Source organism: Stenotrophomonas sp. YJH_SMC_36, assembly GCF_059369935.1.
Window position 1 is genome coordinate 67,940 of the sequence record NZ_JCAFTD010000007.1, and the last position, 21,540, is coordinate 89,479.

Annotated in this window: 19 protein-coding genes and 11 tRNA genes; 24 read left to right on the forward strand and 6 right to left on the reverse strand. The window is 65.5% G+C overall.

The window, feature by feature from the left end:
- Positions 1-56: 56 nt before the first annotated feature.
- Positions 57-1,703 carry a M48 family metalloprotease gene (locus AC5P76_RS14275; RefSeq protein ID WP_459062702.1) on the reverse strand — a complete coding sequence of 549 codons (1,647 nt, stop codon included), beginning with the start codon at positions 1,701-1,703 and terminating at the stop codon, positions 57-59.
- Positions 1,704-1,845: 142 nt separating this feature from the next.
- On the opposite strand from AC5P76_RS14275, the gene grxC reads away from it, so the two are divergent.
- The 4 genes from grxC (at position 1,846) to AC5P76_RS14295 (ending at position 4,716) form a co-directional block, all read left to right on the forward strand.
- Positions 1,846-2,136, forward strand: a complete 291-nt coding sequence (gene grxC / locus AC5P76_RS14280) for a glutaredoxin 3 (RefSeq protein WP_253118867.1) — start codon at positions 1,846-1,848, stop codon at positions 2,134-2,136.
- Entirely contained in the window at positions 2,133-2,525 is a 393-nt protein-coding gene (locus AC5P76_RS14285) for a carboxymuconolactone decarboxylase family protein (protein ID WP_053519434.1), read from the forward strand. Before grxC ends, AC5P76_RS14285 begins: the two co-directional genes overlap by 4 nt.
- A gap of 227 nt (positions 2,526-2,752) precedes the next feature.
- A complete protein-coding gene (locus AC5P76_RS14290) occupies positions 2,753-3,757 on the forward strand; it encodes an isocitrate dehydrogenase (protein ID WP_053520418.1) in 1,005 nt (334 codons plus the stop codon).
- Positions 3,758-3,954: 197 nt separating this feature from the next.
- Positions 3,955-4,716 carry a sulfite exporter TauE/SafE family protein gene (locus tag AC5P76_RS14295; RefSeq protein WP_053520419.1) on the forward strand — a complete coding sequence of 254 codons (762 nt, stop codon included), beginning with the start codon at positions 3,955-3,957 and terminating at the stop codon, positions 4,714-4,716.
- A 3-nt stretch (positions 4,717-4,719) separates the two neighbouring features.
- On the opposite strand, the gene AC5P76_RS14300 is transcribed toward AC5P76_RS14295, so the two are convergent.
- Positions 4,720-5,340, reverse strand: a complete 621-nt coding sequence (locus AC5P76_RS14300; protein WP_253118868.1) for a flavin reductase family protein — start codon at positions 5,338-5,340, stop codon at positions 4,720-4,722.
- Between the two features lie 75 nt (positions 5,341-5,415).
- Positions 5,416-6,171 carry a Bax inhibitor-1/YccA family protein gene (locus AC5P76_RS14305; protein WP_053520416.1) on the reverse strand — a complete coding sequence of 252 codons (756 nt, stop codon included), beginning with the start codon at positions 6,169-6,171 and terminating at the stop codon, positions 5,416-5,418.
- Between the two features lie 181 nt (positions 6,172-6,352).
- On the opposite strand from AC5P76_RS14305, the gene AC5P76_RS14310 reads away from it, so the two are divergent.
- From AC5P76_RS14310 to AC5P76_RS14330, 5 genes are all read left to right on the forward strand, one after another.
- Positions 6,353-6,429 (forward strand) — tRNA-Pro (locus AC5P76_RS14310).
- 39 nt (positions 6,430-6,468) lie between these two features.
- Positions 6,469-6,545 (forward strand) — tRNA-Arg (locus AC5P76_RS14315).
- Between the two features lie 173 nt (positions 6,546-6,718).
- A tRNA-His gene (locus AC5P76_RS14320) sits at positions 6,719-6,795 on the forward strand.
- A 79-nt stretch (positions 6,796-6,874) separates the two neighbouring features.
- Positions 6,875-6,950 (forward strand) — tRNA-Lys (locus AC5P76_RS14325).
- Between the two features lie 164 nt (positions 6,951-7,114).
- Positions 7,115-7,190: transfer RNA gene (locus AC5P76_RS14330), tRNA-Lys, on the forward strand.
- A gap of 44 nt (positions 7,191-7,234) precedes the next feature.
- On the opposite strand, the gene AC5P76_RS14335 is transcribed toward AC5P76_RS14330, so the two are convergent.
- The gene (locus tag AC5P76_RS14335; protein WP_080375359.1) at positions 7,235-7,894 is read right to left on the reverse strand and encodes a DUF2306 domain-containing protein; all 660 of its coding nucleotides are present in this window, start codon (positions 7,892-7,894) and stop codon (positions 7,235-7,237) included.
- A 144-nt stretch (positions 7,895-8,038) separates the two neighbouring features.
- Here AC5P76_RS14335 and AC5P76_RS14340 point away from each other — a divergent pair.
- The 12 genes from AC5P76_RS14340 to AC5P76_RS14395 all read left to right on the forward strand — a co-directional run bounded on the left by AC5P76_RS14340 (position 8,039) and on the right by AC5P76_RS14395 (position 17,594).
- Positions 8,039-8,123: transfer RNA gene (locus AC5P76_RS14340), tRNA-Leu, on the forward strand.
- A gap of 189 nt (positions 8,124-8,312) precedes the next feature.
- On the forward strand, positions 8,313-9,608 hold the full coding sequence (gene tig / locus AC5P76_RS14345; protein WP_053520350.1) for a trigger factor: 1,296 nt from the start codon (positions 8,313-8,315) through the stop codon (positions 9,606-9,608).
- A gap of 76 nt (positions 9,609-9,684) precedes the next feature.
- The gene (clpP, locus tag AC5P76_RS14350; protein WP_053520351.1) at positions 9,685-10,311 is read left to right on the forward strand and encodes an ATP-dependent Clp endopeptidase proteolytic subunit ClpP; all 627 of its coding nucleotides are present in this window, start codon (positions 9,685-9,687) and stop codon (positions 10,309-10,311) included.
- Between the two features lie 126 nt (positions 10,312-10,437).
- On the forward strand, positions 10,438-11,727 hold the full coding sequence (clpX, locus tag AC5P76_RS14355; protein ID WP_053520352.1) for an ATP-dependent Clp protease ATP-binding subunit ClpX: 1,290 nt from the start codon (positions 10,438-10,440) through the stop codon (positions 11,725-11,727).
- A 142-nt stretch (positions 11,728-11,869) separates the two neighbouring features.
- Positions 11,870-14,320, forward strand: a complete 2,451-nt coding sequence (lon, locus tag AC5P76_RS14360) for an endopeptidase La (RefSeq protein ID WP_053520353.1) — start codon at positions 11,870-11,872, stop codon at positions 14,318-14,320.
- Positions 14,321-14,537: 217 nt separating this feature from the next.
- Entirely contained in the window at positions 14,538-14,810 is a 273-nt protein-coding gene (locus AC5P76_RS14365; protein WP_005408270.1) for an HU family DNA-binding protein, read from the forward strand.
- 11 nt (positions 14,811-14,821) lie between these two features.
- Positions 14,822-14,896, forward strand: a tRNA-Val gene (locus AC5P76_RS14370).
- A 26-nt stretch (positions 14,897-14,922) separates the two neighbouring features.
- Positions 14,923-14,999, forward strand: a tRNA-Asp gene (locus AC5P76_RS14375).
- Between the two features lie 84 nt (positions 15,000-15,083).
- Positions 15,084-15,160, forward strand: a tRNA-Asp gene (locus AC5P76_RS14380).
- 87 nt (positions 15,161-15,247) lie between these two features.
- A tRNA-Asp gene (locus tag AC5P76_RS14385) sits at positions 15,248-15,324 on the forward strand.
- A gap of 107 nt (positions 15,325-15,431) precedes the next feature.
- Positions 15,432-15,508, forward strand: a tRNA-Asp gene (locus AC5P76_RS14390).
- A 130-nt stretch (positions 15,509-15,638) separates the two neighbouring features.
- On the forward strand, positions 15,639-17,594 hold the full coding sequence (locus tag AC5P76_RS14395) for a peptidyl-prolyl cis-trans isomerase (protein ID WP_253118869.1): 1,956 nt from the start codon (positions 15,639-15,641) through the stop codon (positions 17,592-17,594).
- 99 nt (positions 17,595-17,693) lie between these two features.
- On the opposite strand, the gene AC5P76_RS14400 is transcribed toward AC5P76_RS14395, so the two are convergent.
- Positions 17,694-18,899, reverse strand: coding sequence for a lytic transglycosylase domain-containing protein (locus AC5P76_RS14400; RefSeq protein ID WP_111187163.1), 1,206 nt, complete (start codon positions 18,897-18,899; stop codon positions 17,694-17,696).
- Complete coding sequence (gloB, locus tag AC5P76_RS14405) at positions 18,896-19,660, reverse strand: hydroxyacylglutathione hydrolase (protein ID WP_053519052.1); 765 nt, start codon at positions 19,658-19,660, stop codon at positions 18,896-18,898. Before gloB ends, AC5P76_RS14400 begins: the two co-directional genes overlap by 4 nt.
- A gap of 11 nt (positions 19,661-19,671) precedes the next feature.
- Between gloB and AC5P76_RS14410 the strand changes: the two genes are divergently transcribed.
- From AC5P76_RS14410 to dnaQ, 3 genes are read left to right on the forward strand one after another with little or no spacing between them, the layout of a single operon-like run.
- On the forward strand, positions 19,672-20,316 hold the full coding sequence (locus tag AC5P76_RS14410; RefSeq protein WP_053519054.1) for a methyltransferase domain-containing protein: 645 nt from the start codon (positions 19,672-19,674) through the stop codon (positions 20,314-20,316).
- A 13-nt stretch (positions 20,317-20,329) separates the two neighbouring features.
- Complete coding sequence (gene rnhA / locus AC5P76_RS14415; protein ID WP_053519056.1) at positions 20,330-20,782, forward strand: ribonuclease HI; 453 nt, start codon at positions 20,330-20,332, stop codon at positions 20,780-20,782.
- Positions 20,783-20,786: 4 nt separating this feature from the next.
- Positions 20,787-21,518: a DNA polymerase III subunit epsilon gene (gene dnaQ, locus AC5P76_RS14420; RefSeq protein WP_053519058.1), complete on the forward strand. Its 732-nt coding sequence runs from the start codon at positions 20,787-20,789 to the stop codon at positions 21,516-21,518.
- The last annotated feature ends 22 nt before the right edge of the window (positions 21,519-21,540 follow it).

Consider the following 21,540-nt stretch of genomic DNA (forward strand, 5'->3'; position numbering starts at 1 on the left):
TTTGTGACCATCGGGCCGGAACCGCTCCCGATTGCCACGGACCGGTCATGCAGCGCTCAGCGGCGGTCCAGATCGGGGTCCTGCACGCCCTGCCGGCGCAGCTCCAGCACGGTCGGGGTGATCGATTCGATGCGCGCGTCGACCCGGGCCCGTCCCACGTAGTCCAGTGCAGGATTGCGCTTGAGCGCCTGCAGCTGCATCAGCGCCTGCTCCGGCCGGCCGCTGAGGAAGGCGGCCTCGGCGTAGGCCTCGCTGGCACGGACGCTGTCCCCGGCCAGCTCGCTGGCACGGGCGTAGCGCTGCTGGAACACCGGATCGTTACCACTTTGCGACAGCAGCGGCCGCAGCATGGCCTGCGCGCGCTGCCCCGCCTCGCGGTTGCCCTGTTCGTTGAGGATCTCGGCGTAGGTCAGCGCGACGGGCCGGCTGTTGGGATGCTCACGCAGCAGCTGCTCGAAACGGGCATTGGCCTGCGTGGCCTGGCCCGAGCGCGATTCGGCCTCGGCCAGGGCCAGGGCTACCCACAGGCTGTCCGGATGGGCCTGCAGCAGGCCGTTCAGGGTCTGCCGCGCCTCGCCGGCACCGCTGCGTCCCCCCCGCATCACCGCCAGGGCCTGGCCGTAGCGCTGGGCATCGTTCAATCCACTCTTCTGGCGTTTGCCCAGGTCGGCGTACTCGCGCTCCACCTCGCCGGTGGAGTCGGCACTGAGCACCCGCAACCGTTCACGTGCCCAGTCGAAGTCGCCGCTGGGGCCCCGGCTGAGCTGGCCAACCGGCACCCGCAGCACACTGCTTGGCAGCAGCGGGTTGCTGCCGCGCAGCAGCGGTTCGGACAGGGTCGGGTCGGCCGGGTCCACCCGTTCCCTGCGCTCGCCGCTGGGCGTGGTGGTGGTCAGCAGCACCGTGTCCTTCTTCATCTGCTCGGCGCGGGCCTTCGCTTCGCTGATGCGGGTGATGTTGACCGGGTGCGTGCGCAGGAACTCCGGCACGCTGTAGCCGCCCTCGTTGCCGCGCATGGCCGTCGACATCCGCTCGAAGAAGCCGGCCATCGCGTCCACGTCGTAACCGCTGCGTGACAGGGTGCGTATGCCCAGCCGATCGGCTTCCGATTCGTTGGAGCGGGTGTAGTTGATCTGCCGCTGCTGCATCAGGCCCATGCCCGAGCTGATCGCGGCCATGGTCGCATTGCCTGAAGAGGTGCTGTTGCTGGCCTGTGCCGCCACCACCGCCGCCAGCATGCCCAGCAGGATCGGGATCTGGTCGCGCTGGGCGCGCTCGACCCCGCGCAGCACGTGCTGCTGGGTGACGTGGGCGATTTCGTGTGACAGCACCGCGGCAACCTCGTCTTCGCGTTCGGCCGTCAGCACCAGCCCGGCGTTGACCCCGATGTAGCCGCCCAGGGTCGCGAAGGCGTTGATCTGGCGGTCCTTCATCACGAAGAAGGTGTAGGGCTGGCGCGGCTGGTCGCTGTTGGACCCCAGGCGGGTGCCCATGGTCTGCAGCCAGTCATTGACCAGCGGATCGTCCAGCAGGTAGTCATAGTTGCGCAGCTCGCGCAGCATCATCGCGCCGTACTCGGCCTGGCGGGCCGGGGTCAGCAGCTCGCCGGCCGAGGAGCCGATGTCGGGCAGCTTCTCCTGGGCCTGGGCCAGCGGCATGGCCAGGGCGAAGGTGACGGCGGTCGAAAGCAGCAGGGCTCGCAAGCGGAAGGTCCTCGGGCGGGGCGCGCCAAGCGTGGCAGGGCAGGGGGCAACCATTCGTTAATCCACAGTGTTGCGGTGGTAGCGTGGAAATTCCAGCGCACCGGTACCATATGTAGACCGTCGATCCATCGTGGAGTTTCCCGTGACAGCCCAGACCGCCGGCGGTGCCCCCGCCATCACCATCTATTCCACTGCCGTCTGCCCGTACTGCGTGGCCGCCAAGAACTTCCTCAAGAGCAAGGGCCAGCAGTGGACCGAGGTCCGCATCGACCTGGACCCGGCCGAACGCGAGAAGATGATGGCGCTGACCCGCCGCACCAGCGTGCCGCAGATCTTCGTCGGCGACCTCCATGTCGGTGGCTATGACGACATGATGGCGCTGCACCGTGAAGGCAAGCTTGAGCCGCTGCTGGCCGGGCAGGGCCAGGCATGAGCGCGGCCGACGACGGCAGCAAGGACCGCATCGCCGAGTTCACCGCGTTCCGCAAGCGCATGAACGAGCGCATCCTGGGCGAGCCGAACCAGGTGGTGCGCCGGTTCTTCGCGCTGGATACGCAGACCTACCAGGCCGGCGCGCTTGATGTGAAGACCAAGGAGCTGCTGGGGCTGGTGGCCTCGATGGTGCTGCGCTGCGACGACTGCATCAGCTACCACGTGGCCCAGTGCAAGGAGGCCGGGGTGACCCGCGAGGAGTTCTTCGAGACCTTCTCGGTCGGCCTGGTGGTCGGCGGCTCGATCGTGATCCCGCACCTGCGCCGCGCGGTCGATTTCCTCGACCAGCTCGAAGGCGGTGCCGCCGCCCCGGAAGCCCACGAGCACTGAGGGTAACGCCGGGCCATGCCCGGCGAATGACCGGACGCCCACCCGCCGGGCATGGCCCGGCGCTACCGCAATACGCGGGCAATTCTGCCTGAGCCGGGGACTGGGACCATGGTCTATTTGGGACCTCGGCCCCGGCTCAGGCATAATTGCCGGTGAAACTTCCTTTGCGCCGGCGTTTCCGGGCACGTCCGGACGGCGTTTTTTCCCCCTGTTCGGAACATCGATCAATGACGCAGAAAATTACGGTCATCCGCGGCGACGGCATCGGCCCGGAGATCATGGACGCCACCCTGTACGTGCTCGACCAGCTCAATGCCGGCCTGGAGTATGAAGAGGCCGACGCCGGCCTGGCGGCGCTGGAGAAGCACGGCGACCTGATGCCGGCGGTCACCCTGGACTCGATCGCGCGTAACAAGGTTGCCCTGAAGAGCCCGCTGACCACGCCGGTCGGTGGTGGCTTCACCTCGATCAATGTCAGCCTGCGCCGCCATTTCGACCTGTACGCCAACGTGCGTCCGGCCCACACCTTCCCGAACACCAAGTCGCGTTTCGACAACGTCGACCTGATCACCGTGCGTGAGAACACCGAAGGCGCCTACCTGGCCGAAGGCCAGGAAGTGTCGGCCGACGGCGAGACTGCCTTCTCCGGCACCCGCATCACCCGCAAGGGCTCGGAGCGCATCGTGCGCTACGCCTTCGAACTGGCCCGCAGCGTCGGCCGCAAGAAGGTCACCGCCGTGCACAAGGCCAACATCATCAAGTCGACCTCGGGCCTGTTCCTGAACGTCGCCCGTGAAGTGGCCGCGCAGTATCCGGACATCGAGTTCCAGGAAATGATCGTCGACAACACCTGCATGCAGCTGGTGATGCGCCCGGAACAGTTCGATGTGATCGTCACCACCAACCTGTTCGGCGACATCATTTCCGATCTCTGCGCCGGCCTGGTCGGCGGCCTGGGCCTGGCCCCGGGTGCCAACATCGGCAAGGACGCGGCGATCTTCGAAGCGGTGCACGGCACCGCGCCGGACATCGCGGGCCAGGGCAAGGCCAATCCCTGCGCGCTGCTGCTGGCGGCGGCACAGATGCTGGATCATATCGGCCAGCCGCAGAATGCCGAGCGCCTGCGCAAGGCCATCGTGGCGACCATGGAAGCCAAGGACTCGCTGACCGGCGACCTGGGCGGCACCGGCACCACCATGAGCTTCGCCAAGGCCATCGCCACGCGCCTGTAAGCGGTGGCTGGACCTTGTCTGGATTTCCAGCGGGGCGCCTTCGGGCGCCCCGTTGCGTTTGGGTGCCTGCGCATGCTCTGCGCAGCTTATGTGGTGTGGCGGCACCGAAAGTGCGCGCGCTGGTCGGGTACCTTGCCACGCACTACGCTGCCCAGGCCGGCGTGGCAGCGTAGCCACGGGGTCGCAGCGAGGTGATGATGGATTCGGTGTATCTGCTGGTCGCGCTTGGAGCGATCGTGGCGGGATTCGTGCAGGGACTGTCCGGCTTTGCGTTCGGAATGGTCGCCATGTCGTTCTGGGCGTGGGGGCTGGAGCCGCGCCTGGCGGCTACGCTGTCGGTGTTTGGCGCGCTGGTGGGTCAGCTGGTGGCCGTGTTCACCGTGCGGCGCGGATTCAATCTGCGTCTGCTGCTGCCCTTCGTCTTCGGTGGCCTGGCGGGCATTCCGCTGGGCGTGATGGTATTGCCGCAGCTGGACATGGACTGGTTCAAGGCCCTGCTGGGAGGCTTCCTGGCACTGTGGTGCCCGGTGATGCTGATGGCCCGTTCGCTGCCGCCGATCACCACGGGCGGGCGCATCGGCGACACCGTGGCGGGCATGGCCGGTGGCGTGCTCAGCGGCATCGGCGGCTTCGCAGGTCCCGTGCCCACGCTGTGGAGCACGCTGCGTGGTTTCGGCAAGGAGGAGCAACGCGCGGTCATCCAGAACTTCAACCTGGCGATGCTGTCGGTCACCATGGCCACCTACGTCGGCAGTGGCCTGGTCACCCGGCAGATGCTGCCGTACTTCGCTGTCGTCGCCCCGGCCATGCTGGTTCCGGCGCTGCTGGGGGCCCGGGTCTACATCGGCATCAGCGAGGCGCGGTTCCGCCAGATCGTATTGAGCCTGCTGACGCTGTCGGGCATCGCGCTGCTCGCCTCGTCGCTGCCGGCCCTGTTGGCGCGCCCGGTTGCCGGCTGAGATTCAGGCCGGCCGGAACATGCGGAAACGCTGCTCGGCACTGACGCGGAAATAGTCGGCCGGTCCACCGCCGCGCAGGATCGGGTCGGCGGCTGCAGTGTCGTAGATGCCATCGACCAGCAGTCGTGCCTCGATATGTACGGCGACCACCTCGCCGAGCACCAGCCAGCCGTTGGTGTCCTGTCCGGCGGCATCGCGCAGGCGGACGATCTGGGTGCAGCGGCATTCCATGCTGACCGGGCTTTCTGCAACACGCGGCGGCTTGACCTGCCCGGAAGCCAACGGCGTCAAGCCGGCCAGCGTGAACTCGTCGACGTCCGGCGTGACCGCCCGGCAGCTCTCGTTCATGGCTTCGGCCAGGTCGAAAGTGGCCAGGTTCCAGACGAACTCGCCCGTCGCTTCGATGTTGTGCAGCGAGTCCTTGCGGCCCTGGCTGGAGAAACCAATGATCGGCGGCGTGTAGTTGAAGGCGTTGAAGAAGCTGTAGGGCGCCAGGTTCAACGCGCCGTCGGCAGCGCAGCTGGAAATCCAGCCGATCGGGCGGGGTCCGATGATGGCGTTGAACGGGTCATGCGGTAGGCGATGGCCATCAGCGGGGCGATAGCTGTGGAAGAGAGCAGGCATGGCGGGGTCGAAAGGGGGAGGGGAACAGAAAGGGCGCCACGGAGGCGCCCTTTGTCGTTTTCAGCCTGACCGGAATCAGCGCTGCTGAATCTTTGACAGCAGGCGCAGGAACTCGACGTACAGCCAGACCAGGGTCACCATCAGGCCGAATGCGCCATACCACTCCATGTACTTGGGCGCGCGCTGGGCCACACCGCTCTCAATGAAATCGAAATCCAGCACCAGGTTCAGCGCGGCGACCACGACCACGAACAGGCTGAAGGCAATGCCCCAGCCGCTGGAGGAGTGGATCAGCGGGACTTCGATGTTGAAGAACGACAGCACGAACGACGCCAGGTAGAGCAGGGCGATGCCACCGGTGGCGGCGACCACGCCGAGCTTGAAATTCTCGGTGGCCTTGATGACGCCGGTGCGGTAGGCCACCAGCAGGGCAGCCAGCGTGCCGAAGGTCAGCAGCACGGCCTGGAATACGATGCCCGGGAACCGCAGCTCGAACACGGCGGAAATGGCGCCGAGGAACAGGCCTTCCACCAGCGCGTACAGCGGTGCGGTGACCGGCGACCATTGCTTCTTGAACACGGTGACCAGCGCCAGCACCAGGCCGCCGATCGCGCCGCCCATGGCATACAGTTTGGCGGCCGGCAGCACCTGGCCGAAGGCCACGGTCTGGTTCCAGGCGAAGGCTGCGGTCAGCACGGTCAGCAGCAACAGGATGCCGGTCTTGTTGACGGTGCCGTTGAGGGTCATCGCCTGGTCGGGGCGGGTCACCACCGAGCCGTTGGCGAGGTCGAGGAAAGTCGACTCGGAAAGAGCCGGGTTGCCGCTGCGCATGCGCGTTCTCCGTGCGAATGAGGGATCAGGAAGGCCATCCGGCCGACGATGTCGAGCATAGCCGATGGCCACTGCCACTGCCGTGACCGCGCGCCCGGGACAGATCGCTGCGTTGACAGTTCGCCGCGTGCTTGGCGACAATGACCAACTCCCCGGGCCTGGCTCGAGGGGATTGCAAGACCGGGGTATAGCGCAGTCTGGTAGCGCGCCTGCTTTGGGAGCAGGATGTCGGGGGTTCGAATCCCTCTACCCCGACCAATCCCACGCCACGTCGGATTGGACGCCGTTCCGGTTCGGGCGCCCGTAGCTCAACTGGATAGAGCACCGGCCTTCTAAGCCGGCGGTTACAGGTTCGATTCCTGTCGGGCGCGCCATTGGCGAGGCACCGGGACCGCGTCGGCGGATGTGAAGAAAGGCTTGCAAAAGCGTGAGGACTCCACCAGAATATCGGACTCGCTTCGGCGGCCCGAACTTCGGTGACGGTCTCCAGGCAAGGCTTCAAAGCTCCAGCGCCAGCAGCATTGGCGATGAAGCGAATGTTTCAGTGGTGGCTGTAGCTCAGTTGGTTAGAGTACCGGATTGTGATTCCGGTGGTCGGGGGTTCGAATCCCCTCAGCCACCCCACTGATTCAACCGCATCGGCACAGCCGACACGGTGTTGCAATAAACAGAATGCACGCTATAATATGCGTCTGAGTTTCACGGGCCGTTAGCTCAGTTGGTAGAGCAGTTGACTCTTAATCAATAGGTCCAAGGTTCGAATCCTTGACGGCCCACCAAGACAGAAGCCACCTGGTACCCCAGGTGGCTTTTTTCTTGCCTGCAGGCCGCGCAAAGGGCATGCGAAGCACCTTGGGTCGTGGCACGCATGCATCGATCAACGATGTTGAAAAAAAGCTTGCACCCCGTGTGCGCATCAGGTCATAATTCGCGCCCCGATTTCGGGCTGTTAGCTCAGTTGGTAGAGCAGTTGACTCTTAATCAATAGGTCCAAGGTTCGAATCCTTGACAGCCCACCAGACGAAAGCCACTTGGTCCTCCAGGTGGCTTTTTTCTTGGGTGTTCAGCGGCTGCCGGACGGCTCTGCGAGTGTGCCGATGGACACCACGCGCCTTCCTGCTTCATGCACCAGCAACGGCAGGGCCCAGCTCAGTACCAGCAGGCTCGGCACCATCACCAGAGGCGATGCCAGCTGCATGAGCGCAGGCACCAGCAGCGCCAGGCGGAACACCGCGGGTGACAGCGTCACCAGGTAGCTGCGCAGCATCCATCGCCGGTGCTGCTCGACGTCGCCACGCCGGATGCTGCGATAGCCGCAGAATGATGTGACCAACCACGCCAGGCCGGTGGCAGCGAACGCCATTTTCAGTGCCAGCCAGCCCTGGGTGGTGGCGATCAGGCCGGCGACAGCGGCACTCCCCAGCAGGATGCCGGCCAGGTAGATCCGTCCCAGCCAGCGATGCAGCCGGGGCCGGTGTCTCCGCAGGGGACCGATGAACTGCGTGGCGCCGGCCAGCATGGCCAGGCTGCCGCCGGCGACATGCAGCCACAGCCAGTTGCGACGCTCCCAGAACATGCCATAGGCCTCGGCGCTGACCTGCCCGTAGCGCTGTGCGGTGACCCACAGGAAGTGCAGCGCTACTGCAAGACCGAGCAGCCAGACGAGTGTGGACCAGCCGGGCATCCGGGCCTGCAGGGGCGTGCGGAGTGGGGTGCGTTCCATCGGGGCAGACCGGGTGGCGGCAACGGCACGAGTCTACGCGCACGTGCCGGCGCCTGCGCGTGGGCGCCTCGACTACGTATTCAGGTTTGTCACGCCTTCCGCTTTGTGCACCCGCCTGCGACAATGACGGCCTGTGCCGGCCACGCGAAAGTGGCGGAATTGGTAGACGCCCTGGATTTAGGTTCCAGTGCCGCAAGGCGTGGGGGTTCGAGTCCCCCCTTTCGCACCAGTGCCGGCCTGCCTCCGCCCCCGCCGGGCGTTCCCGAGGCGCTTGCCCGGCCTGCGCTGGCAGTGCACGCCGAATTGGGCGAAACTAAAGGGCTGCGGCAAGCAGGCGCGTCCCGGACGCCGTCACCTTACAACCGTTTCATCCATCATCGAGCCGGAGGCCAGAGCGCCACCGGTGGCAGGAGTCAACATGCAAGCTTCGATCGAATCCATCGGCAACCTGGAACGCCGCCTGAGCTTCTCGCTGCCGGAAGACCGTCTGCAGAGCCACATCAACGGCCGCCTGGGCGAAATCGCCCGTACCACCCGCATCAAGGGTTTCCGTCCGGGCAAGGTGCCGGCCAAGGTGATCGAGCAGCGCTTCGGCGCGCAGGTCCGTGGCGAGGCGCTGGACGGCCTGCTGCGTGAAACCTTCGACGCGGCCGTGCGTGAGCACGATCTGCGCATCGTCGGCAGCCCGCGCATCGACAAGGGCGACGAGGGTGAGTTCTCCTTCGTGGCCACCGTGGAAGTGGTGCCGGACTTCGGTGACATCGACGTCAGCAAGCTGACCGTGGTGCGCCACACCGCCGAGATCACCGACGCCGACATCGACCAGATGATCGAGAACCTGCAGAACCAGCGCCGCACCTGGGCACCGGTTGCGCGTGGCGCGCAGGATGGCGACCTGGTCGCGGTCGAAACCTGGTCGCAGGCCGGCGAAGAGCGCCTGCCGGCCGAAGGCACCGAGAAGGGTTCGATCGTGCTCGGCCAGGGCATGATGTTCGAGACCATCGAAAAGGGCCTGGTCGGCCTGGCCAAGGGCGAGGAAAAGACGCTGGACGTCGATTTCCCGGCCGACTGGCGCGTGCCGGTGCTGGCCGGCAAGACCGTGCAGGTCACCGTCAAGGTTGCCGAAGTGTCCGAGCCGGTGGTGCCGGCGGTCGATGAGGCCTTCATCAAGAGCTTCGGCGTGAAGGGCGGTGATGTCGAGCAGTTCCGCAGCGACATCCGCGCCAACCTGGAGCGCGAGCTCAAGGGCGCGCTGATGAACCGCCTGCGCCGTGAAGTGGGCGAGCAGCTGATCGCCGCCTATTCCTCGGTGGAAATGCCGCCGCGCCTGGTCGAGAACGAAGCCCGCGCGATGCTGGCCCAGCAGGTCGAGCAGATCCGCCGCAGCGGCCGCAACCCGGGCGAGATCCCGGCCGATGCCCACGAAGGTTTCAAGGACGCCGCCGCCAAGCGCGTGCTGGTCGGCCTGCTGGTCGGCGAAGTGGCGCGCACCAACGATCTGCGCCTGGAGCCCAAGCGCCTGAACGAAACGCTGCGTCTGATCGCCTCGACCTACGAAGAGCCGGAGCAGGTCATTGAGATGTACCGCAACGACCCCCAGCTGATGTCTGGTCTGCAGAACCGTGTGATGGAAGAGCAGGTGATCGACTGGATCGCCGAGCGCGCCCAGCACACCGAAGAGAAGCTGTCGTTCCAGGACGCGATCCGCCAGTAAGTCCGGGCGGATCACCGTATGCCCCGCGCCCCTGCCGGCGCGGGGTTGTTTCCCCCCAAGATAGGTACCTCACGTAATGGACAACCGAACCAAAGCCCTGAACCTGGTTCCGATGGTGGTCGAGCAGACCAGCCGCGGCGAGCGTGCCTACGACATCTATTCGCGCCTGTTGAAGGAGCGCCTGATCTTCCTCGTGGGCCCGATCGACGATCACATGGCCAACGTGGTGGTGGCGCAGTTGCTGTTCCTGGAATCGGAGAACCCGGAAAAGGACATCAACATCTACATCAACTCGCCGGGTGGCGTGGTCACCGCCGGTATGGCGATCTACGACACCATGCAGTACATCAAGCCGAATGTGAGCACCACCTGCATCGGCCAGGCGGCCTCGATGGGTGCCCTCCTGCTGGCTGCAGGTGAAGCCGGCAAGCGCTATGCGCTGCCCAATTCGCGCGTGATGATCCACCAGCCGCTGGGGGGTTACCAGGGCCAGGCGACGGACATCGACATCCACGCGCGCGAGATCCTGACGCTGCGTTCGCGCCTGAATGAGATCCTGGCCCGCCACACCGGCCAGTCGCTGGAAACGATCGCTCGCGATACCGAGCGCGACAACTTCAAGAGTGCGGTCGAAGCGCAGGCCTACGGCCTGGTCGACCAGGTCCTGGAGCGTCGCCCGGATGAGTCGGTCCAGGCGGGTTGAGCCGCCTTCACGGGGCCAGGCAGGCCTCGTTCCTGCAGGGTCGGGCGGGACTGGTGTCCCTCCGGCCCTGTGCTATTCTCGAATCGAACCCCCGTTCAGCGGGTGGGGTAACTGGGTAAGCGAAGCATGAGCGAAGACCGCCAAGGTCGTTCCACGGACACCGGCAAGATCCTCTACTGCTCTTTCTGCGGCAAGAGCCAGCATGAAGTGCGCAAGCTGATTGCGGGTCCGAGCGTGTTCATCTGCGATGAATGCGTGGAGCTGTGCAACGACATCATCCGCGAAGAACTTGAGGAAAAGGCGCAGTCGGCGCGCAGCTCGCTGCCGAAGCCGCGCGAGATCCTCGAGGTCCTCGACCAGTACGTGATCGGCCAGAACCGTGCCAAGCGCACCTTGGCCGTGGCCGTATACAACCATTACAAGCGCATCGAGAGCCGGCAGAAGAACGACGACGTCGAGCTGGCGAAGTCGAACATCCTGCTGGTCGGTCCGACCGGTTCGGGCAAGACCCTGCTGGCCGAAACCCTGGCCCGCCTGCTCAACGTGCCGTTCACCATGGCCGACGCCACCACGCTGACCGAAGCCGGTTACGTGGGCGAGGACGTGGAGAACATCATCCAGAAGCTGCTGCAGAAGTGCGACTACGACGTCGAGAAGGCGCAGCAGGGCATCGTCTACATCGATGAGATCGACAAGATCTCGCGCAAGAGCGAGAACCCGTCGATCACCCGCGACGTGTCCGGCGAAGGCGTACAGCAGGCCCTGCTGAAGCTGATCGAAGGTACCGTGGCCAGCGTGCCGCCGCAGGGCGGTCGCAAGCATCCGCAGCAGGAGTTCCTGCAGGTGGACACCAAGAACATCCTGTTCATCTGCGGCGGCGCGTTCGCCGGCCTGGACAAGGTGATCCAGGCCCGTTCCACCGACGTGGGCAGCATCGGCTTCGGCGCCAAGGTGAAGAGTGCCGAGCGCAAGCAGGAAGTGGGCAAGCTGCTGGCAGAAGTCGAGCCGGAAGATCTGATCAAGTTCGGCCTGATTCCCGAGTTCGTCGGCCGCCTGCCGGTGGTGGCGACCCTGGAGGAGCTGGACGAGCCGGCCCTGATCAAGATCCTGACCGAACCGAAGAACGCCATCACCAAGCAGTTCAAGAAGCTGTTCGAGATGGAGAACGTCGAACTGGAGTTCCGTCCGGACGCCCTGTCGGCCATCGCCCGCAAGGCGCTCAAGCGCAAGACCGGCGCCCGTGGCCTGCGCACCATCGTCGAATCGGTGCTGCTGGACACCATGTACGACCTGCCTTCGCAGGAAAACGTCAGCAAGGTGGTGGTGGACGAATCGGTGATCGAGCACAAGTCCGAGCCGTACCTGATCTACCAGACCCCGGCGGCCCCTGAACAGAAGGCCGCAGGCGCCGAGTGATTCTTCCAAGTTGTTGATTGGAAAGAATTTTAAAGGAATGCCTTGCATCTGAAAGCCGATGGCCCCATAACGGGGCCATCGGCTTTTTTTGTCTCCGGAAGATGTCCTCCCGGAGGCGGTTTTCCCCTTCCCTGGAGCCCCCATGGCCCGTTCCCCAAGTGAAACCCTCGACCTGCCGGTCCTGCCGCTGCGCGACGTAGTGGTGTTCCCGCACATGGTCATCCCGCTGTTCGTCGGCCGTGACAAGTCCATGCACGCGCTCGAACAGGCAATGGAGGCAGACAAGCGCATCCTGCTGCTCGCGCAGAAGTCCGCCGAGACCGACGACCCGCATGCGGCCGATCTCTACCAGGTCGGTACGCTGGCGCAGGTGCTGCAGCTGCTGAAGCTCCCCGATGGCACGATCAAGGTGCTGGTCGAAGGCCTCTCGCGCGTGCAGGTGACCCATGTCGACGAACGCAACGGTTCGCTGCACGGCCAGGCCGTGGAGATCGACGCTGCGGACGAGCGCGAGCCGCGCGAGATCGAGGCGATCGCCCGCTCGCTGATGTCGCTGTTCGAGCAGTACGTGAAAACCAACCGCAAGCTGCCGCCGGAGCTGCTGCAGACCCTGGCCGGGATCGACGAGCCTGCGCGCCTGGCCGACACCATCGCCGCCCACATCAGCGTGCGCCTGGCCGACAAGCAGCGCCTGCTGGAAACGCTGGCCGTCGGCGAGCGCCTGGAGATGCTGGTCGGCCTGGTCGACGGCGAGATCGACGTGCAGCAGATGGAAAAGCGCATCCGCGGCCGCGTGAAGTCGCAGATGGAGAAGAGCCAGCGCGAGTACTACCTCAACGAACAGATGAAGGCCATCCAGAAGGAACTGGGTGACCTCGACGACGCGCCGGGCGAGCTGGAAGAGCTGGCCCGCAAGATCGCCGAAGCGGGCATGCCGAAGGCCGTGGAAGCCAAGGCGCGCAACGAACTGAACAAGCTCAAGCAGATGTCGCCGATGTCCGCTGAGGCGGCGGTCGTGCGCAATTACCTGGAGTGGCTGCTGGGCGTGCCGTGGAAGAAGCGCACCAAGGTGCGCAAGGACCTGAAGGCCGCGCAGGACACACTCGATGCCGACCATTACGGCCTGGAGAAGGTCAAGGAGCGCATCCTTGAATACCTGGCGGTGCAGTCGCGGGTGAAGCAGATGAAGGGCCCGATCCTGTGCCTGGTCGGGCCCCCGGGCGTGGGCAAGACCTCGCTCGGCCAGTCCATCGCCAAGGCCACCAACCGCAAGTTCGTGCGCATGTCGCTGGGCGGCGTGCGTGATGAGGCCGAGATCCGCGGCCACCGTCGCACCTACGTCGGCTCCATGCCGGGCCGCATCGTGCAGAACCTCAACAAGGTCGGCAGCAAGAACCCGCTGTTCGTGCTCGACGAGATCGACAAGATGTCGATGGACTTCCGTGGTGATCCCTCCTCGGCGCTGCTGGAAGTGCTCGATCCGGAGCAGAACAACGCATTCAACGATCACTACCTGGAAGTGGACCTGGATCTGTCGGAAGTGATGTTCGTGGCCACCTCGAACTCGCTCAACATTCCGGGCCCGCTGCTGGACCGCATGGAAGTGATCCGCATCCCCGGTTACACCGAGGATGAGAAGCTCAACATCGCGACCCGCTACCTGGTGCCCAAGCAGATCAAGGCCAATGGCCTTAAGCCGGAGGAACTGGAAATCGGCAGCGATGCGATCCAGGACATCGTGCGCTACTACACCCGCGAGTCGGGCGTTCGCAATCTGGAACGCGAGATCGCCAAGATCTGCCGCAAGGTGGTGAAGGAGATCGCGCTGGCAGGCCCGCAGCCGGTGAAGGCCAGGAAGGGCGCGAAGAAGGCCAAGGCGCTGGTCACGGTGACCGGCAAGAACCTGGACAAGTACCTGGGCGTGCGCCGCTTCGATTTTGGTCGCGCCGAGGAAGAAAACGAGATCGGCCTGGTCACCGGCCTGGCCTGGACCGAAGTCGGTGGCGACCTGCTGCAGATCGAATCGACGCTGGTACCGGGCAAGGGCCAGTTGATCCTGACCGGCCAGCTCGGCAACGTGATGAAGGAATCGGCTTCGGCGGCGCTGTCGGTCGTGCGTTCGCGCGCCGATCGTTTCGGCATCGACAGCGACTTCCTGCAGAAGCACGACGTGCACCTGCACGTTCCGGACGGTGCCACGCCGAAGGACGGCCCGAGCGCCGGCGCGGCGATGGTGACGTCCCTGGTCTCGATGCTGACCAGGGTGCCGGTGCGTGCCGATGTGGCGATGACCGGCGAAATCACGCTGCGTGGGCGGGTCACCGCCATCGGTGGACTGAAGGAGAAGCTGCTGGCTGCACTGCGTGGCGGTATCCGCACGGTCATCATTCCCGAAGAGAACCGCAAGGATCTGGCCGACATCCCGGCCAACGTCACCCGTGATCTGAAGATCGTGCCGGTGAAGTACATCGAAGAAGTGCTTGATCTGGCATTGGAGCGTCCGCTGGCACCGAAGAAGGCGCGCAAGAGTGCGCAGCGCGTCACGGTACGTAGCAAGGCGAAACCGAGTGGAAACGCGCGCGTCAAGCACTGACGCGCGTTGCCGAATGGCCTGAAACCCGCGTCGTTGCTGGCTTTCCAGCTTGCGTGGGGGTAGGGCCACTGGTATAAAAGCAGCACTCGCAAATGAGTGATCGCTGTTGGCGATCTCTGAATCGGCGAACCGTTTCCACATGGCGATCGCGCGCAGATGGCGTGCGGTTGCTTCCCTGTCGAATCCGCGGAACCCACCGCCAAAGGAGTTGTAGAGAATGAACAAGACCGAATTGATCGACGCCGTTGCTGAAGCTGCCGACCTGACCAAGGCCGAGTCCAGCCGCGCTGTCGATGCCGTCGTTGCTGCCATCACCAAGGCGCTGAAGGACGGCGATGCGGTCACCCTGGTCGGCTTCGGTACCTTCCAGGTCCGCGACCGTGCAGCCCGCACCGGCCGCAACCCGAAGACCGGCGACACCATCAAGATCGCTGCTTCGAAGAATCCGTCCTTCAAGGCTGGCAAGGCCCTTAAGGATGCTGTAAACTAAGCGGCTCGCTGGGGTGCTTAGCTCAGCGGTAGAGCGTCTCCTTTACACGGAGAGGGTCGGGGGTTCGAAACCCTCAGCACCCACCACAGCACCGCGGTAAAAGTTTGAGTGTGGAGCGGTAGTTCAGCTGGTTAGAATGCTGGCCTGTCACGCCGGAGGTCGCGGGTTCGAGTCCCGTCCGCTCCGCCACTTCAACGAGGCCTCCGGCCAAAAGCTGGAGGCTTTGTTTTCTCCCTGATCCTGATCGGGAAGAGAACACAAGCAGTACAACGCGGAGCGGTAGTTCAGCTGGTTAGAATGCTGGCCTGTCACGCCGGAGGTCGCGGGTTCGAGTCCCGTCCGCTCCGCCATTACATCGAGGCCCCCGGCCCAAAGCTGGGGGCCTTGTCTTCTCCCCGGCCTGTCCGGGACGAAGGCAGAAGGGTTGTCGCAAGCACGGAGCGGTAGTTCAGCTGGTTAGAATGCTGGCCTGTCACGCCGGAGGTCGCGGGTTCGAGTCCCGTCCGCTCCGCCATTGCGAAGTTCTTAAGTCCCTGTGAGAAAACTTTGAAAAAAGTGTTCATCGGGCTGGGTTTCCAGGGTGTCTTCGGATATACTGGGCGCCTGCAAAGTTTCAAGCGCGGAGCGGTAGTTCAGCTGGTTAGAATGCTGGCCTGTCACGCCGGAGGTCGCGGGTTCGAGTCCCGTCCGCTCCGCCAACTTTCAAAAGCCCTCGGCGAATGCCGGGGGCTTTTTCTTTGCGCGCATGTCGCCCTTGGCGTTTTTGGTCCCTGCGACGAAGCGGGTTACACTGCCGGGCTCGCCAATCAGGCCTTGTGATTCCTCACCATGCTGCAGAAACTCCGCGACAAGACCTCAGGCTGGATCGTCACCGTGATCCTGGGGCTGCTGATGATTCCGTTCCTGTTCGTGATCGACAACAGCTACCTGGGTGGCGTTGGCGCACAGAACGTGGCCAAGGTTTCCGCACCGCCGACCTGGTGGCGTTCCGCGCCGTCGTGGTGGCCGGTACGCATGCTGTGGCAGCACCATGAGATCAGCGCGCAGGATTTCCGCACCCGTTTCGAGCAGGAGCGCATGCGTGAGCGCCAGCAGCAGGGCGAGAACTTCGACCCGCGCGCGTTCGAAAGCACCGAGAACAAGCTGGCGGTCCTGGATCAGCTGATCGACGAGCAGGTCGTGCGCCTGGTCGGCGAGCAGGCGGGTGTGGTGATTGGCGATGGCGCCGTGCGCGAGTACATCACGTCCATGCCGGCGTTCCAGGGGCCGGATGGCAAGTTCAACGAAAACAGCTACCGCCTGGCGCTGGCCGGCGGCAATCCTCCGCGTACCCCGACCCAGTTCCAGGAACTGGTGCGCGAGAGCCTGCAGCAGTCGGTGATTCCGGCCGGACTGCAGAACTCCGGTTTTGTCACCCAGGCCGAGACCGAACGCCTGTTGAAGCTGCTGGGCGAAACCCGTGATGTCGAGCTGGCTGCGCTGCCGCCGGTGCCGGCTGACACGGCCCCGGTGACCGATGCGCAGATCAAGCAGTGGTACGACAGCCATGGCAAGGATTTCCGCCAGGCCGAAACCGTTTCGCTGGAGTATGTCGAGGTCAACGGTGCCAACCTGCCGGCGCCGACGCCGGCCGACGAAGCCACCCTGCGCAAGCGCTACGAGGAAGAGAAGGCCAAGTTCACCTCTCCGGAGCAGCGCCAGGCCGCCCACATCCTGATTACCGGCGACGGTGCTGAGGCCAAGGCGAACAAGCTGGCGGCCCAGGCAAAGGCGGCCGGTGCCGACTTCGCAGCCCTGGCCAAGGCCAACTCCGAGGATCCGGGCTCCAAGGACCAGGGCGGTGACCTGGGCTGGGTGGAGCGTGGCGCGATGGTCAAGCCGTTTGACGATGCCCTGTTCGCGGCCAAGGCCGGCGATGTGATCGGTCCGGTCAAGACCGAATACGGATACCACATCATCAAGGTGGCCGCGGTACGCGGCGGCGAAGGCAAGTCGTTCGAGGACGTGCGCGATACGCTGGCCGCCGAACAGCTCAAGGCCGACGGTGAGCGCGGTTTCAACGAGCTGGCCGGCCGTCTGGTCGATGCCATCAACAAGAGCCCGAGCGACCTGGCTGCCGCAGCCAAGGAAGTGGGGCTGCCGCTGCAGACCCTGGGACCGATCACCCGCGCTACCGCCAGCGGCATCGCCAGCGACCCGGCCGTGCTGCGCGCCGCGTTCTCGGACGTCCTGGTGCAGGACGGGACCGCCAGCGATCCGATCGCCCTGGGAGGCGCCACCAACCACAGCGTCGTGATCCGCGTCGCGGCCCACACGCCGGAGCAGGCGCTGCCGCTGGAGAAGGCCCGCGAGCAGGTGATTGCCGCGATTCGTGCCGACCGCCAGCGCCAGGCCAGCGACAAGGCGGCCGAAGCGCTGCTGGCCAAGTTGAAGGGCGGTGCCACCCTGCAGTCGCTGGCTGCCAGCGAAAAGCTGCAGCTGAGCCCGATGCCGGGCCTGCCGCGTGGCCAGCCGGTGCCGACCCCGGAAATCAACAGCGCGATCTTCAGCGCGCCGGTACCCACCGCAGGCAAGCCGACCTACGGCAAGGTCGACGTCAACGGCCGTGCGCTGGTGTTCGCGGTGAACAAGGTCAATCCGGGCGACATCAAGGACGTGACCGCCGAGCAGCAGAAGCAGCTGAAGGAACAGCTGAGCCAGATCGACGGCATGGCCGCAGCCAAGGCCTACATCGACGCGATGCGCAAGAAGTTCGTGGTGCAGACCACCGAAGCGAATCTGTAAGCCCACGGCGGGCAGAACGGAAAGGCCCGGCATTGCCGGGCCTTTTTCGTGGGCGGGTGCCCGGTAGCAGGAGGATCGCGCGGTGCTGCTGTGCGCCGGTCAGTCTTCCAGGCGAAGCACCGCGCCCGGCTTGAGCACGCTGCTGCCACTCAGGCCATTCATCGACAGCAGCGCCTTGACCGGCATGCCGTAGCGACGGGCAATGGTCCAGGCCGACTCGCCGTTGCGCACCGTATGCCGACGGCTGCGCGGACGGTCGACGGCGGCGGCGACGGTGCGGGCAACCTGCGGCGCTGGCGAGGCAGCGGGGGCAGAGGTGGGCGAAACCGAGGCCGCCAGCGCCGTCGTGCTGTCCACCACGTCGGCGGTCGCCGCTGCGACAGGGGCCAGCACCCGGGTGGTGCCCGTGGGGCGGCCACCGGCGGCCAGGGCGGGATTCAGGCGGGCGATGCGTGCCGGGTCCAGTGAGCGCTGGGCGGCCCACTGCTGGACGCTGGTGCCGGCCGGCAGGGCATGATCCTTCAGCACCGGCACGGTGCGGTCCAGCGAGGCCATGACGCCCGGCTGTTCTTCCACGTCTTCCAGCACGCAGGCCAGGGCGTGAAGCTTCTCGACGTAGGCATAGGTGACCGGCGACAGGCCGGGCAGGGCTGAGGGCGTGGCGTTCTGCGCATTCATGCCCGCCTTGCGCAGCGCCTGCAGCACGCGATATTCGCCAGCGTTGTAGGCCATGGTGGCCAGCCGCCAGTCGCCGCCGAACATGCCGTGCAGGGTTTTCAGGTAGCGCACCGCAGCCTGGGTCGAATCCACCGCCGACAGGCGGCCGTCGTAGCCGTTGGCCATCGGCACGCGATGGTTGCGGGCGGTGGTGGCGATGAACTGCCACAACCCGGTCGGTCCGCTGCCATTGCGGGCATTGGGCCGGTAGCCGCTTTCCACGAAGGGAATCAGCGCGAATTCGGTCGGCAGGTTGGCCTTGCGCAGTTCTTCGACCACATAGCCGAACAGGACCAGTGCATCGTCATCCTGGTTGGCCAGGCGCGAAGGGGCGTGCGCGAACTGCTTCTGCCAGCGCGGGCTGGTGGCCTCGGCGTCGCAGGTGGGTTCAGCCAGGCCATCGCGGAAGCTGGAGAAGATCTCCTGGCCATTGCGCACCGATGCAGGTGGCAGCGAAGAGGCGTCCAAGGGCAACGCAGCAGCGGCGGTGAGATTCTGGCCGATGCCAGCGCCCAGCGACTGCGCGCCTGCGGTTCCAGCCAGCCCCAGAGCGATGCCCAGGGCCAGCGGCAGACTTCGGCGCATCATGCGCGGAAGCCGTCTTTCCAATGCCGGAGACCGGCCATGACATCGACATCGTCAACGACGTCGCGCCCCAGGTGCGCCGACACCGCCGCGCGGATCGGCGCGGTGTGCACACGCAGGAACGGATTGCAGTCCAGTTCGTTGGCCAGGGTTACCGGCAGGGTGGAACGGTCATCGCGGCGCATGGCCAAAGCCTCCTCTTGGCGCTGCCGCAGGGCAGCGTTGGCGGGGTCGACATGCCGCGCGAAGACGGCATTTGACACGGTGTACTCATGGGCACAACAAAGCAGCAGTCGTGCAGGCAAGGTACCCAGCGTGCGCATCGATGCCAGCAGCTGGGACGGCGTACCTTCGAACAGGCGTCCACAGCCCAGGCTGAACAACGAATCTCCGCTGAAAAGATGTTCAGCAGTGTGAAACGCGATGTGGCTGCGGGTATGCCCGGGCACGGATAGTACGTGGAACGTCCGGCCCAGTGCCTGAACGCGTTCACCTTCGCCGACGCGTTCGGTGGCGGTGGTGATGCGTTCCTCCACCGGTGCGACCACCCGCGCGCCGGGAAAACGGGCACGCAGGGCCGGCACGCCACCGATGTGGTCGTCGTGATGGTGGGTCAGCAGGATGGTATCCACGCGCAGGCCCTGTTCGGCCAGCGCCAGCACCGGCGCGGCATCACCGGGATCGACGACGATGGCAGCGCCTTCATCATCGATCAGCACCCAGATGTAATTGTCCGCAAATGCGGGCAGGGCAGTCAGTCGCATAGAATTGGACCATGCCCGCGCTGCAGAGCACCCGTCAAGCGAGCCTGGCCCCGTGGTTCGACAGCGAGCCGGCGGCGGCCCTGCGCGTGCTGGAGCGGCAACTGCTGTTGCCACAGCTGTCGGTGCTGCCCGCACAGCCCTGGATGTGGATCGCGCCGAGCGCTGCCTGGCTGGAAGATGCGCAGCCGGGCGGGCGCGGCCTGCGCCTGTACCGCAACGGCGGCCGCTATGCCGGCGACGCGTGCTGCGGCCTGCCGCTGCCGCTGGCCACCGAAAGCGTCAATGCCATCGTGCTGCAGCACGTGACGGCCGCTGATGCCGACCAGCTGCTTGACGAGTGCGAGCGGGTGCTGATGCCCGGCGGCCATCTGTGGTTGAGCAGCCTTAATCCGTTCAGTCCGTTCCGCACCCACTGGCGCCAGCATGGCCTGACGGTGCGTACGCCGCAGCGGATCCGCCAGCTGCTGGGTCGTCACGGGCTGGACTGCGACGACATGCGCTACCTGGGCCCGCTCTGGCAGGGCGCAGGCAGTCGTGGCCGCGGGGGTTGGGCCCCGCTGCGCGCGGCCTGCCTGTTCCATGCCGAAAAACGTACGTTGGCCCTGCCCGGGCCGACACCGCTGCCGGTGCGCTGGCATGGCACCGTTGCTACCTGATTCTGGAGCTGTATTGAAAACCATCGAAATCCATACCGACGGATCCTGCCTCGGCAATCCCGGTCCCGGCGGCTGGGCCGCGTTGCTGCGCTACAAGGACCACGAGCGTGAACTGAGCGGCGGCGAAGCGCATACCACCAACAACCGGATGGAACTGATGGCGGCCATTTCCGGCCTGGAGGCGCTGACCGAGCCCTGCAACATCGTGCTGTTCACCGACTCCCAGTATGTGCGGCAGGGCCTGACCCAATGGATGCCGGGTTGGATCCGCAAGAACTGGAAGACCGCCGGCGGTGATCCGGTGAAGAACCGCGAGCTGTGGGAGCGGCTGCATGCGGCCACGCTGCGGCACCAGATCGACTGGCGCTGGGTGAAGGGGCATTCCGGCGATCCGGACAATGAACGCGTCGATACGCTGGCGCGCAATGCCGCCATCCAGATCCGCGATGCCAGCCCGGTAAACTGAGCCCATGCGTCAGATCATCCTTGATACCGAAACCACCGGCCTGGAGTGGAAGAAGGGCAACCGCATCGTCGAAATCGGCTGCGTGGAGCTGTTCAAGCGTCGCCCCACCGGCAACAACTATCACCAGTACATCAAGCCGGACTGTGAGTTCGAACAGGGCGCGCAGGAGGTCACCGGCCTGACCCTGGACTTCCTGGCCGACAAGCCCGAGTTCGCGCAGATCGCCGATGAGTTCCTGGCGTTCATCGACGGTGCCGAGCTGATCATCCATAACGCGGCATTCGACCTGGGCTTCCTCGACAACGAGCTGTCCCTGCTGGGGCCGCAGTACGGGAAGATCACCGATCGCTGCACCGTGATCGATACCCTGGCGATGGCGCGCGAGCGTTTCCCGGGCCAGCGCAACTCGCTGGACGCGCTGTGCAAGCGGCTGGGCGTGGACAATTCGCACCGTGCACTGCACGGCGGCCTGCTCGATGCGCAGATCCTGGGCGATGTCTACATCGCGCTGACGTCAGGGCAGGAAGAGATCGGCTTCGGTCTGGGCGAGGACGAGGCCGGCGCGGGTGGCGCGGTGCTGCAGGCGTTCGATGCTGCCAAGCTGCTGCCGCGTCCGCGCGTGGTCGCCACCGCATCGGAACGTGAAGCGCACGCCGCGCGACTGGAACGCCTGCGCAAGAAGGCCGGTCATGCGCTGTGGGACGGCCCGAAGGTGGAAGAGCCCGCCAGCGCGTAGACCCTCGGCGCAGGGTGCGCGT